Genomic DNA, 13,466 nt, shown 5'->3' with positions numbered 1-13,466 from the left:
TTACTGAAATATAATCTAAGATGCTTAATATGATATCATTAAAAAATCTTAATGACAAGTCTTAAAACTAACATCTAGTTTCTAATATCTAACATCTATTTCCCGTCCTGTGCCCCAAAAACCTTCTGTAAAATAGAAGTCGTTCTCATTGCCGGCGTATTTCTGATGCCGCTTTCCTTTTCCGCTACCATTTTGAAAACACCATTAATGGTTTCTGTGGTTACATATTCGTTAAGATCAGTGGTTACAGCCTGTCCGGTGAACGTATTGTATTTGGAGATCAGATTTTTCCAGACCGTATCGGCGCCTACTTTTCCTAATGAAGCTTTCACTTTAGGCTGAAACGCGGTGAACAGCTGACTTTGCGTTTTGGTCTGTAGATAATTGGTTGCTGCATTATCACTGCTTAACAAGATATTTTTAGCATCCGTAATCGTCATGGATGTGATCGCTTTTGTAAAAATAGGAGCAGCTTCCGTCACCGCATCCTCAGCAGCTCTGTTTAATAATTTTACCCCTTCATCTGCAAGACTTCCCATTCCCAGAGAGCGTAGCGTAGTATCAATCTTTCTTAGCTTTTCAGGCATTAAAATTTTTACGGCTTCATTTTTTAAAAATCCGTCTGTCAGAGCTAGTTTCTTTACACCATCAGTCACTCCAATGCTTAATGCTTCCTTTAATCCTAAAGAAATCTGTGTTGAAGTAAGACTTCCAAGATTAATGGGCGAGGTTTTAGTTGGAGTAGTCGTAGTGGTTGAAGTAGTGGTTGTCGTTGCTGGAGTTTTAGGTTTCGCCGGATTATCAAGATCAACACCGGTTTTTGTTTTAACCGTAGATTTGATGAGATCTAAGAGCTGTGCCTGTGCAGAAATTGAAAATAATAATCCTGCGGCCAGTAAAATGCTTTTTCTCATTGTATTTTTTTGCAAATTTAGATGTTTTATTATTTAATAAGTTAAAATGCTCCAAAGAGTTTTAGAAAATAATTATATTAGCTAAAACCTTAATCATACCCAGATGCGACGTTTTCTTCTTATATTTTCAATTCTTTTTTCCACTGTTTTTAATGCTCAGATGAAGCCCAATTTAATTCCTTATCCTCAAAGCGTAACCATACAGGAAGGTCAATTTATTATTCCTGAAACCTTGATCCTGAACGACAAACTTCCGAAAGAAGAAACAGAATATTTCAAAAAACGTCTGGGTTCTCAGGTTAAATTTCAGTCGAGCAGCAGTACGGAAAAAGTTCATGTAATGTATATACAGGTTCCGCAGCCGAAAATTCCGATTAATCCTGAAAGTAAGAAAGAAAGTTATTCCATTGACATTTCTCCAAAAGGAGTTTTTATAAGTTCAGATACCAAACAAGGCTATTTTCTCGCTCTTCAAACCTTGATCCAGCTTTTTGAAGAACATAAAGAAGATGGTACTATTCCCGCTATGGAAATAAAAGACAATCCAAAATTTGCCTGGCGCGGAATGCACCTGGATGTCTGCCGTCATTTCTTCAGTGTTGACGAAGTAAAACAGTACATCGACTATCTGGCCATGTACAAGCTGAATACCTTTCACTGGCACCTTACAGACGATCAGGGCTGGAGAATTGAAATTAAGAAATATCCGAAACTGACTGAGATCGGTTCAAAACGTAAAGAATCAATGATCGGGGCTTATGTAGACAATACATTTGACGGAAAACCTTACGGTCCATACTTTTATACTCAGGAACAGATCAAAGACGTCGTTAAATATGCTCAGCAGAGACATATTACCATCGTTCCGGAAATAGAAATGCCGGGACATGCTTTAGCCGCTTTATCTGCATATCCGGAACTTGCATGTACAAAAGGACCATTTGAATCTGCTACAAAATGGGGCGTTTTTGACGATGTTTTCTGCCCGAAAGAAGAAACATTCACCTTTCTGGAAAATGTTCTTGATGAAGTCATGAAGTTATTTCCTTCCCAGTACATCCACATCGGCGGCGATGAATGCCCGAAAACAAGATGGAAAGAATGTGCCCATTGCCAGGAATTGATTAAGAAAAATAATCTGAAAGATGAACATGGTCTTCAAAGCTATTTCATCCACAGAATTGAAAAATATGTCAACAGTAAAGGCAGAAAGATCATTGGTTGGGACGAAATCCTGGAAGGTGGTCTTGCACCAAACGCGGCTGTGATGAGCTGGACAGGTGTGAACGGAGGAATTGAAGCTGCAAAATCTGGACATTTCGCAGTGATGACACCCGGAGCTTATTGCTATTTTGACCATTATCAGGGAGATCCGCAGTCGGAGCCTAATGCTTTTGGAGGGTTTACGCCTTTAGATAAAGTGTATTCTTACAATCCTATTCCTTCAGAGTTAAATGCAGAGCAGGCAAAATATATCATGGGTGTTCAGGCCAATTTATGGACTGAATATATCACAGATTTTAAGCAGGTTCAATATATGATTTTTCCAAGACTGATGGCGATTTCCGAAGTTGGATGGGGAACAGCAGATCCTAAAAATTATAAAGAATTTGAAAACAGAGTCATTAGCCAGTTCAAAATTCTGGACAAAATGAAGGTGAATTATGCAAAAAGCATTTACAATATCTCCGGAAAAGTAATTCCTGCCAGTAATGGTATCTCTTATGAGCTTACGGTTTCACAGGATCCAAAAGGAATTAGATATACAACAGACGGAACGGAACCTTCTCTGAATTCACAGGTATATCAGGGACCCATCAATATTTCTAAATCTTTAACCGTTAAATCTGCCTATTTCGAGGAGGGAAAACTGAAAAGTGCGGTTTCTACACAGGAATTTACAGTTTCAAAATCTACAGGAAAAAAAATAACCTTAGAGCAGCAACCAAGTGAAAATTATTCTTTCGGTGGAGCTTTTACTTTAGTGGATGGAATTATCGGGAATACCAGACAGCTGGGTAAAACATGGCTGGGTTTTCAGGGAAAAGATGTCGTAGCAACCATTGATCTTGGTCAGAAGACCGGTTTTTCAGAAATTTATTTTAATACTTTAGAGAATAAAGGAAGCTGGATCCATCTGGCGAAATCTGCACAGATCTTTATTTCTGATGACGGTAAGAATTTTAAAATGATCAAGGAAATTGGAAAAGACGAAATTCAGAGCTCAAAAGGAAAAATAAAGCTAAATGTAGGAAGCCAGAATTCAAAATACATCAAACTGAAAATAGAAAACGCAGGTATTATTCCTGCCGGAAATCCCGGAGCTGACTCAAAAGCGTGGCTTTTTGTAGATGAAATTGGAATAAATTAATCCCGAAGTTAAATGACCAGATTATATGCTAAACTGATTCATTAATCATTAAAAATAAGAAAAAGACTTCAGAGCAATTGCTGTAGTCTTTTTTCCTTTTATGCTAGCGGGAAAATTGCTAATTTGGAAGCCAAATACATCTTACATGCAAAGCAGACGAAATTTCATCAAAAAAACGGCAGCCGCTTCTCTGGCACTTGCTGTAAATCCTCTGGATCTCATCGCTAAAGACTTACCCGATCATTCTAAAACAGTTGGAAAGCCAATCGTTCTTTCCACATGGAATTTCGGTCTGAAAGCCAATGAAGAAGCCTGGACCATTCTTGGAAAAGGCGGAAAAGCCCTTGATGCAGTAGAAAAAGGAGTTCGTCTGGTAGAATTGGATCCTACAGAAAGAAGTGTAGGCTATGGCGGACGTCCGGACAGGGACGGAAGAGTAACTCTTGATGCCTGTATTATGGATGAAAACTATAATATCGGTTCCGTTGCATGTTTAGAGCATATCAAAAATCCTATTTCCGTGGCAAGATCGGTTATGGAAAAAACACCACACGTAATGCTGGTTGGAGACGGAGCTTTACAGTTCGCCCTTTCTCAAGGCTTTAAAAAAGAAAACCTCCTCACTCCCGAATCTGAAAAAGAATGGAAAGAATGGTTGAAAACCAGCGAATATAAGCCTGTTGCCAATATTGAAAATCACGACACCATAGGAATGATTGCTCTTGATGCACAGGGAAACCTTTCCGGAGCCTGTACGACAAGCGGAATGGCTTTTAAAATGCATGGCAGAGTAGGAGATTCACCGATTATCGGGGCGGGTCTGTTTGTAGACAATGAAGTAGGAGCAGCTACCGCTACAGGTCATGGCGAGGAAGTGATCCGAACCGTAGGAACACACCTTGTGGTTGAATTGATGAGACAGGGCCGAAATCCTCAGCAGGCCTGCAAAGAAGCCGTAGAAAGGATTGTCAATATTGCTAAGAGAAGAAATAAAAATCTGAAAGATATTCAGGTTGGCTTTATTGCTTTAAATAAAAAAGGAGAGTACGGATCTTACTGCATCCAGGACGGATTTAATTTCGCAGTGTATGATCAGAAAGGAAACCGCCTTGAAAAGCCGGAATTTGCCCTGAAATAAAAATATTTTCTTACCATTCAACAAAAAAATAAATGTCAAAAATAGAAATAGCATGTTTCAATCCGGAATCAGCCATGATTGCTTTTGAAAACGGAGCAGACAGAATAGAATTATGTGACGGATTAAGCGAAGGCGGAACAACTCCCGATTTCGAAACAGTAAAAGAACTCAGAATTAAAATTAATATTCCGATTTTTGTAATGATCAGACCAAGAGGTGGAGATTTTACCTATTCGGAAGCCGAATTTGAGCAGATGAAAAAAGAATTGGTTCAGTTGAAATCTTTAGGAGCAGATGGCTTTGTTTTTGGGATTTTAGACAACAATGATAAGGTGAGCGTAGAACAGAACAAAGTCTTAGTTGAATTGGCAGGTTCTCTTCCATGTACTTTCCACCGCGCTTTTGACCGCGCCACAAACCTTGAAGATTCTCTGGAAAAAGTAATAGATTGTGGTTTTAAAACAATTCTAACGTCAGGCCAGAAACCCAATGTTTCAGAAGGAAAAGAAAATTTGAAAAAACTGGTTGAACTTTCCAATGGCAGGATTGAAATTCTTGTTGGGGGAGGTCTTCGCTCTACCAATATTGAAGAAATAAGGGAATTTACTAATGCTAGCTATTTTCATTCTTCAGCGATCACGGATGGTGGAGCTTTTGCTATTGCGGATGAGGTTATTGCTTTGAAGAATAGTTAAATTTTAGAAGTGATATGAACAGCGTTTGTCATTCTGAACGAAACAAAGTGGAGTGAAAGAATCTCAATAAATAATACAGATTCCTTCGTTCCTCGGAATGACAAAATGAGTGTTTAAAACTTTTACTATAAAATTTCTAAATCAATTCCTTAAATGAATAAATCTATCCTTTTTATCTTCCTTTTTATTCAGACAATGATGACTGCACAGCTTACAGAACGAAGTTTGTCTTCGGAGAAATGGCAGTTCAAAAATACGAAAGAGCAGACTTGGCTTTCTGCAAAAATTCCGGGTACCGTTCATCTTGATCTGATGGAGAATAAAGTGATTCCTGATCCTTTCAAAGATGAAAACGAAAAAAAGGTTCAATGGATAGAAAATGAAGATTGGGAATATAAAACGACGTTTAGAGTATCCGCAAAAGAACTCAAAAATGATCATATTGAGTTGATTTTTAATGGTCTTGATACCTTCTCAGAGACCTATCTGAACGGGAAACTGTTGAAAAAGACAGACAATATGTTCCGGAAATGGAACGTTCCCGTGAAAGAGTTCCTGAAACAAGGGGATAATGACTTGCAGATTAAATTCAAATCGGCAGTGAATGAAGGAAAGGAATTTGCTAAAAAAGTTCCGTTTACGATGCCGGAATCACCCCGAAGTTTTGTGAGAAAATCTCAGTATCAGTTTGGATGGGATTGGGGACCGAGGTTAGTGACCGCAGGAATCTGGAAAGATATACAATTGAAATTCTGGAATTTCGCGAAAATTGAAACGGTTAAATACCATCAGAACTTTTCAAATGAAATTTTAGATTTTAATTTTGAGATAGAGATTAATGCAGAGGAATCCGGGAATTATAGCTTGAAAATTAATCAATTGAACAAGGTCATTTCTCTTAAAAAAGGAATGAACACCATTCGTCTTCCTTATGATATGAGTGGGTACAAGCTCTGGCAGCCCAACGGATGGGGAGACGCGAATCTTCATGATTTTAAAATCGAACTTTTAAAAAATAAGACAACTTTAGACCAAAAAAATATAAAAGTAGGACTTAGAACGGTAGAACTGGTTCAGGAAAAAGATGCTACAGGAAAATCGTTCTATTTTAAAGTCAATGGAAAACCTTTGTATGCGAAAGGAACCAACTGGATCCCTGCCGACAGTTTTCCCCCCAGAGTAAGCAAAGAAAAATACCGGAAACTGATTAAAGACATGAAAGAAGCCAATATGAATATGGTTCGTGTCTGGGGCGGTGGGATTTATGAAGACGATGAATTCTACAAAGCCTGTGACGAAAATGGTATTCTGGTTTGGCAGGATTTTATGTTTGCAGGAAGCTTTTATCCGGCTGATGAAGCTTTTCTAAACAACGTCCGAGAAGAAGTAAAAGATCAGGTGAACAGACTTCAGAATCATCCGTCGATTGCTTTGTGGTGCGGGAATAATGAAGTTGATGAAGCCATTGTCAACTGGGGATATCAAAAACAGTTCAAATATTCAAAAGACGATTCCCTACAGGTTTGGAAGGATTATAAAAAGCTGTTTCAGGACTTGATTCCAAATGCGTTACAGGAAAATCTTACTCCTGAAAAAAATATCTACTGGCCCAGTTCGCCATCCATCGGTTGGGGACATAAAGAAAGCCTTACGGAAGGAGATTCCCATTACTGGGGAGTTTGGTGGGGAGAGCAACCATTTGAAATTTATAATGAAAAAGTAGGCCGCTTTATGTCTGAATACGGTTTTCAAGGAATGCCGAGCCTGGAAGCTATGAAGTCCATGTTTTCTGGAACTCCCGATCTGAATTTACAAAATCCTATCGTAAAAGCTCATGAAAAACATGGAAGAGGCTGGGAAATTATTAACGAATACATTAAAAGAGACTATAAACTTCCCACAGACTTTGTACAATACAATTATATTTCCCAATTGCTGCAGGCGAGAGGAATGAGAATCGCTGTAGAAGCCCATCGTCGTGCAAAATCTTATAATATGGGAACTTTATACTGGCAGCTGAACGATTGTTGGCCCGTGGTTTCATGGTCTTCCATTGATTATTTAGGAAATTGGAAAGCCCTTCAATATCAGATGAAACGAAGCTTTGAACAACAGGTTATTTTAACTGATGAAAAAGATGGTAATTTAAATTTTTATGCCATTAATGATGGAATTAAGAATTTTACTGATGTTAATTTAGAAATCAAAGCAGTGAATTTTGACGGAAAGGTTTTAAAAGAAACCAAAGCCCTTTCAAAAGAAAAAGCATTGGAAAGTATTCTAAAATTTGATCCTATTGAAATTAAAAATTTAATTGCTGAATCTGAAAAAAATAAAAGCTTTTTACAGCTTACGCTAAAAGACAAAGAAGGAAAAACCATCGCTGTCAATAACCATTTCTTTGCTAAACCAAAAGACCTGCAGCTGACGCAACCAAATATCAAGATCAAAAGAATTTCTCAGGATGAAATTGAAATTTCCACAGAGGTATTGGCAAAAGATATTTATCTGATCGGAGACATCCATTTCAGTGATAATTTCTTCGACCTTCTTCCCCATACTTCAAAAAAGGTCAAACTTTCTAAACCTTTGAAAAATATCGAAGTAATGAGCCTTTGGAATACTTTACAGAATTAAATCAGGAATAGAAAACAAAAATCTGCATCATCAGCTGAATCTGCACGAGCATCAAAAAACAAACCTCATAGGTTTCAAAAACGTATGAGGTTTACTATTTCCAAAGTTCAATATCAGCATAGCAACAATCCACAGCATAAAATTTTATCTTTGATAAAATCCTCGCGCCTTACAACACAAAGCATGCAAAAAATAGCGCCTTTGCGATAATCCAACAACAAAAAACCTTCCGTAGTTATTGGAAGGCTTCTTTCTATATATAATAATTTGGTGCTGATAATTATTTACTGAACATATGCAACATAACTCTCATTAATGGCGCCATTAGAGGTTTTTGCAAAGAAGGTATAATCTATCCAGAAATATCCACTGCTTCCCCACGAGGTTCCCCAGGAATTCTGAACTTTAAACGCCTGCTTGCTGTCATCATACCCGATAACGCAAATCGCATGTCCTCCATAGTTCTGACCGGAATGGGCTTTCCAGATCCATCCTGTACTTCCCATATTGTAAAAACTGTCATCTACACTTATGGCAATGACAATAGGAAGATTCATGCTCAGTAGGTTTTTTACGCCTGCAAGGTCAGTTTTATTAACCGTTCCCCAGCTTGTAAATTTGTGGGAACTAGCAGCGTTTTTCTGCGTTGCATTAGGTTGGGTAGAACATCCCGCATCGGTGTAAGGCATTTCATTCCAGCTGCAGACTCCCTGGTTTTTAATCAGATTAAGTCCTGCGGTGACATAAGCTCCCTGGGCGCATGTACCGACTTTGATCTGGTTGTAAACATACTCGGGGCTTCTGCTTTGCGTCACCCCTTTAAAGTTCAATTCAAGAGAGCTCGCTGCAGCATAAGCCGTAGCCCAGGCAACACACGAACCTTCCGATCCCTGGTTACCAACTGTTGAACTTGGAATAGAATAGCTGCTTGGAAGACTTACTTTGGCAGCCTCAGAACTTTTCCCCTTAAACTTAAGCGTTAATGCATCAACATCTGTTTTTTCATAAGAGTTAAAAGTTTGTTCATCCACCAGTCTGGCTCCCAGAGCGTACTGTTTTTGGGAAGCCTGTTCCGGTGTTGAAGTGGTGATGTCCTCGTTGGAATTACAGGAGGACAGGAATAGCACGCCTAGTGCTAAAGACATTAGTTTACTTTTCATATTAAAAATTTTTGTGGTTTTGTAAAATTAATAATTTATTCAATATTTTGTGATTTATTATGTATGAAATATTAAAATTTAACATTAGTAATTGATCATATTTAATAATTATGTTGAGATGGAGTATTCTCAAAACGTGATGCTTATTGAATTTAATTGCGTTAATTCAAATTAAATTTATTTTAAATAAAAATAGATTTTTGTCATTAAAATTTAATTTTTGGCGGCCATAACTGAAAAATCAGCCGTAACTTTGCCAATTATTCTTACACATTATGGTAAATTTTGTTCTGATTGCAGTGTGTATTATCGCAGGAATGGTATTCAAGGCAACAAAATCTATCCATCCCGATGCTCACAAAGGAATTAACACCTGGATTCTTTATCTGGCTCTGCCTGCCGTGTCCTTTAAATATCTGCCCAAAGTAAAATGGACCACAGAAATGCTGTTCCCCATCGCTGCTACTTTTCTGGTCTCTGTTTTCTGTTTCTTCTTTATGATGTTTTACAGCAAAAGCAAAGGCTACTCCAGACGGTCGAGAAGCACATTGGAATTGACGAGCGGATACAGCAATACGTCCTTTATAGGTTTTCCTTTGATCAGTGCTTTTTATGGTGAAAGTCTTTTAAATATTGCGATCATCTGTGATCAGACCATGTTTTTTGCCCTTTCCACCATGGGAATTATTGCAGCCGTAAAAGGAGGAAGCAGATCCGGAAAAGTAAGTGCCCTGTTTATTCTGAAAAGACTGATCACATTTCCTCCATTAATTGGATGCATCGCGGCATTGGTATTATCGCAGTTTATTGATTTTACTGTTGCAGAACCATTCTTCGATAAACTGGCAGCAACGGTAAGTCCGCTGGCACTATTCTCCGTTGGACTCCAGCTTAAATTCAATGGTTGGAAAAAACTAATCCCTCAGATGTCTGTTTCCATGCTTTATAAATTGATCCTGGCTCCGGCAATCGTACTTGGATTAGCATTATTACTTAACATAAAAGGAGATGTGGCAAAAATCACCGTATTTGAGGCCGCGATGCCTACAGTCGTCACCTCAAGTATTATTGCCGAACAATTCAGGCTAAATACCAAGCTCACCAATCTGATCATAGGTTTCAGTATTCTCGTAGGATTCATAACCTCTGCCGTCTGGTATCAAATCACCGAATGGCTTTTCTAAAATAATAGACTGAAATTTATCAACCAGAGCAAAAAAAATGAATATTGATTCGACTAAGCAGGCGTTTTGCCCTGCAGCTTCATCAGCGACGCCGTCGAATTCTTTGCTCTCCTTAAGTTCAAAAGCATTTTTTATAAAACTTTGCGTTTAAAAAATCGCACAAATTAAAAATAATCTCTCGCAGATTGTACAGATTCAGCAGAGGCTTATGTATTTTAAATCTGTATAATTTGCTCAATCCGCGAGAAACCTTTAGCCCAATATGAGCATCCATATGATGTAGATATGACAAACATATTCAATAGGAACGGGCTTTAGCCTTTTTTACGCAAAGTTCGATTTTGATGGCGCATATTGCAAGGAATGCAAAGAAGGAATCAATAAAATTGATTCGACTAAGCAGGCGTTTTACTATGCAGCTTCATCAGCGACACAGTCGAGCTCTTTACCTTCTTAAAATTAAACGTTCTTTAAATTAAACTTTGCGTTTAAAAAATCATACAAATTAAAAATAATCTCCCACAGATGGAACAGATTCAGCAGAAGCTTATGTATTTTAAATCTGTATAATTTGCTCAATCAGCGAGAAACTTTTAGCCCAATATGAGCATCCGTATGATGTAGATACGACAGATATATTCAAGAGGAACGGGCTTTAGTCCGTTCAATTTTAATAATAAATCAAACGGCTTTAGCCAAAATTTAAATTTCACCACAGCTGCGAACAATACCCCAACACAATCTCAACAAAAAATTGCAGTTCTCTAAAGAAAAATCTAATTTTACACTTTAAAATTTTCCCTTGCAGTACGTCCAAATCGTTTTACCACTTAATTTAAAAGGATCTTTCACCTATAAAGTCCCTGACGAGCTGATATCAGATATTCAGCCCGGAATGCGTGTGCTGGTACCGTTTGGTGGGAAGAAAATTTATACGGGAATTGTTTTTGAACTTCATGACAATACGCCTGAAAATTTTGTAGCCAAGGAAGTCATCAGTATTCTGGATGACCAACCGATCCTTCCCGAAGAGCAGATCAATTTCTGGAACTGGCTTTCAGATTATTATCTGTGCGGTTTGGGGGAGATTTACCGTTTTGCATTTCCTTCCTCTTTAAAACTGGAAAGTGAAACCTATTTAAAATTAAAACCCAATATAACAGTTGATTTTGAAAACCTGGACGTCAATGAAATGTACCTTATTCAGGCATTGGAAGTTCGTCAGTTGATTAATCTGACCGATATTGAAGCTTTTATTCCTAAAAAAGATATCATTAAAACGATCAATTCCCTGATTGATCTGCAGTATATTGAAATTGATGAAAAAATTGCAGAGAAATATAAAGCTAAGGAAGTTGCGTATGTAAAGATTAATGATGAGGTTTTGGGCAATCAGAATCTGACAGAAATTCTTTTAAAATTAAATAAGGCTCCAAAGCAGAAAGACCTTTTCCTTGCCATTTTAGAAAAACAGACGGAACATCCGGAGATTCCGATCAAAAAAGCAGAACTGTTTGAAGACGGGTATTTCGGAAGCTCCCATTTTAAAGCGCTTGTAGATAAAAGTCTTGTCGAAGAATATTATGTGCAGAAAGACAGGATCGAGAGTTATCAAGGAGAAATTGAAGAGCTTGAAGAACTTTCCGATGAGCAAAAAGAAGCTAAAATTGAAATAGATGAGGCCTTTGAAGAAGGGAAAAATGTATTACTGCATGGAGTAACTTCCTCAGGAAAAACGCATATTTATTTAGAGAAAATCGAAGAATGTATTCAGGAAGGGAAAAATGTACTGTTCCTGCTTCCCGAAATTTCTCTTACCAAACAGATTACCCAAAGGCTGGAAAAAAAATACGGAAGACAGCTCGGTTTCTATCATCAGAAACTAACGGATTTTGAACGGGTAGAAGTCTGGAGAAGAATCAAACAGAACGATATCAAAATTCTCATAGGCACCCGAAACGCCATGTTTCTGCCGTTTAAAGATCTTGGACTGATCGTTGTGGATGAAGAACATGATTCTGCATACAGACCAAGAGAATCTTCCCCTAATTTTAATGCAAAAGATGCTGCCCTGGTTTTAGGAAATCTATATGGAGCAGGTGTGATCCTCGGATCGGCGACGCCTTCTGTAGAAAGCTACTACAATGCGAGAAAAGATAAAATAAAATATATCTTCCTGAATGAAAGATTCGGGAATGTGAATCTGCCGGAATACGAGCTCATCAACTTTAAAGAAGCCCAGGAATCTAAAAAGGTCTCCGGGAACTTTTCTTTACACCTGATTGATGAGATTAAAAAAACGGTGGATGAAAAAAATCAGGCTATCGTGCTTCATAACCGTCGTGGTTATGCCAACGTCATAGAATGTGAAACCTGCGGCTATGTCAATTACTGTTCGAACTGTGATGTCGTAATGACCTATCACAAGGCTGCGAATGAAATGAAATGCCACTACTGCGGACAGAGAGCCTCAAAGCCTAGAAGCTGCCCGAAATGTCAGTCCGAAAACCTGAATGAAAGGGGAGTGGGCGTAGAGCAGATCCATGAAGAAGTATCCAAACTGTTTCCTGATCATGAAGTAGATAGAATGGATGTAGACTCCATGCGTAAGAAATTTGCGTATGAAAAGCTGTACGAGAAAATTGAAGACGGCGAAACAGACATTATCGTAGGAACGCAGATGATTTCTAAAGGTCTTGATTTTGACCATATCGAACTGGTTACCATTCCCAAAGCCGATTCCCTGTTGTATGTACAGGATTTCAGAGCGGAGGAAAGAGCCTATCAGCTGATCACGCAGGTATCCGGAAGAGCGGGAAGAGTTTCCGGAAAAGGGAAAATTTTAATTCAGACTTATAATCCTGATCATTCCGTTTTTCAGCTGATCAAGATGAATAACCCGGCGAAAATCTATAAATATATCCTTACCGAACGTCAGAAATTCCACTATCCACCGTTCACAAAGCTGATTATGATCGAGCTGAAGCATCGGAAAGAAGACAAAGTGAACCGCGCTTCCCAGTTTTTAGGATCTATTTTAAGAAAATATCTTCCCGAAGAATGTGTTTTGGGACCTGAAAGAGCGCAGATTGCAAGGCTTAATAATTTATACCAATTCCAAATTATGCTTAAACTTCCACGTGGGAAAAAGTATGATGAATTTAAAAAAATGGTTTTGCTGAGTTTGAATGAATTTGATGAAATCACTGCTTATCAAAGTATTAAAAAAGACGTTATTGTAGATTTTTAACAATTTTTAACAAACTTTACAGTCTTTTATAAGACTTCTGTGACCCTTTATCTGACAATAATTTCTACTTTTGGTCGTTGATTAAGTGTTTGGCTCTTTAATTGGATGATTTAACTT

The 13,466-nt window shown here is 38.0% G+C and carries 8 protein-coding genes; 6 read left to right on the top strand and 2 right to left on the bottom strand.

Annotated elements, in window-relative coordinates; genetic code table 11:
• Window positions 1-95: 95 nt before the first annotated feature.
• Window positions 96-914 carry a DUF4197 domain-containing protein gene (locus N0B48_RS02555; RefSeq protein WP_259836544.1) on the bottom strand — a complete coding sequence of 273 codons (819 nt, stop codon included), beginning with the start codon at window positions 912-914 and terminating at the stop codon, window positions 96-98.
• Between the two features lie 160 nt (window positions 915-1,074).
• On the opposite strand from N0B48_RS02555, the gene N0B48_RS02550 reads away from it, so the two are divergent.
• From N0B48_RS02550 to N0B48_RS02535, 4 genes are all read left to right on the top strand, one after another.
• The gene (locus tag N0B48_RS02550; RefSeq protein ID WP_259836541.1) at window positions 1,075-3,285 is read left to right on the top strand and encodes a glycoside hydrolase family 20 protein; all 2,211 of its coding nucleotides are present in this window, start codon (window positions 1,075-1,077) and stop codon (window positions 3,283-3,285) included.
• Between the two features lie 145 nt (window positions 3,286-3,430).
• Window positions 3,431-4,423, top strand: coding sequence for an isoaspartyl peptidase/L-asparaginase family protein (locus N0B48_RS02545; protein WP_259836539.1), 993 nt, complete (start codon window positions 3,431-3,433; stop codon window positions 4,421-4,423).
• Between the two features lie 32 nt (window positions 4,424-4,455).
• Window positions 4,456-5,118: a copper homeostasis protein CutC gene (locus tag N0B48_RS02540; protein WP_259836537.1), complete on the top strand. Its 663-nt coding sequence runs from the start codon at window positions 4,456-4,458 to the stop codon at window positions 5,116-5,118.
• Between the two features lie 153 nt (window positions 5,119-5,271).
• The gene (locus tag N0B48_RS02535) at window positions 5,272-7,755 is read left to right on the top strand and encodes a beta-mannosidase (RefSeq protein ID WP_259836536.1); all 2,484 of its coding nucleotides are present in this window, start codon (window positions 5,272-5,274) and stop codon (window positions 7,753-7,755) included.
• Window positions 7,756-8,039: 284 nt separating this feature from the next.
• Here the strand turns inward: N0B48_RS02535 and N0B48_RS02530 are convergent, their stop codons facing one another.
• Window positions 8,040-8,915 carry a C1 family peptidase gene (locus N0B48_RS02530; RefSeq protein ID WP_259836534.1) on the bottom strand — a complete coding sequence of 292 codons (876 nt, stop codon included), beginning with the start codon at window positions 8,913-8,915 and terminating at the stop codon, window positions 8,040-8,042.
• A gap of 275 nt (window positions 8,916-9,190) precedes the next feature.
• Here N0B48_RS02530 and N0B48_RS02525 point away from each other — a divergent pair, with 275 nt between their 5' ends.
• Both N0B48_RS02525 and priA read left to right on the top strand, forming a co-directional pair.
• On the top strand, window positions 9,191-10,099 hold the full coding sequence (locus tag N0B48_RS02525) for an AEC family transporter (RefSeq protein WP_259836532.1): 909 nt from the start codon (window positions 9,191-9,193) through the stop codon (window positions 10,097-10,099).
• A gap of 802 nt (window positions 10,100-10,901) precedes the next feature.
• Window positions 10,902-13,349 carry a replication restart helicase PriA gene (priA, locus tag N0B48_RS02520; protein WP_259836530.1) on the top strand — a complete coding sequence of 816 codons (2,448 nt, stop codon included), beginning with the start codon at window positions 10,902-10,904 and terminating at the stop codon, window positions 13,347-13,349.
• Window positions 13,350-13,466 lie beyond the last annotated feature (117 nt).

This window comes from Chryseobacterium herbae, assembly GCF_025154075.1.
Lineage (GTDB): Bacteria > Bacteroidota > Bacteroidia > Flavobacteriales > Weeksellaceae > Chryseobacterium > Chryseobacterium herbae.
This window is presented reverse-complemented; position numbering and strand designations above follow the sequence as displayed.

Bases quoted from the DNA above. Each gene is read 5' to 3' on its own strand.
- N0B48_RS02550 (WP_259836541.1), top strand. From the start codon at position 1,075: ATGAAGCCCAATTTAATTCCTTATCCTCAAAGCGTAACCATACAGGAA.
- N0B48_RS02545 (WP_259836539.1), top strand. From the start codon at position 3,431: ATGCAAAGCAGACGAAATTTCATCAAAAAAACGGCAGCCGCTTCTCTG.
- N0B48_RS02535 (WP_259836536.1), top strand. From the start codon at position 5,272: ATGAATAAATCTATCCTTTTTATCTTCCTTTTTATTCAGACAATGATG.
- N0B48_RS02540 (WP_259836537.1), top strand. From the start codon at position 4,456: ATGTCAAAAATAGAAATAGCATGTTTCAATCCGGAATCAGCCATGATT.
- N0B48_RS02530 (WP_259836534.1), bottom strand. From the start codon at position 8,915: ATGAAAAGTAAACTAATGTCTTTAGCACTAGGCGTGCTATTCCTGTCC.
- N0B48_RS02525 (WP_259836532.1), top strand. From the start codon at position 9,191: ATGGTAAATTTTGTTCTGATTGCAGTGTGTATTATCGCAGGAATGGTA.
- N0B48_RS02555 (WP_259836544.1), bottom strand. From the start codon at position 914: ATGAGAAAAAGCATTTTACTGGCCGCAGGATTATTATTTTCAATTTCT.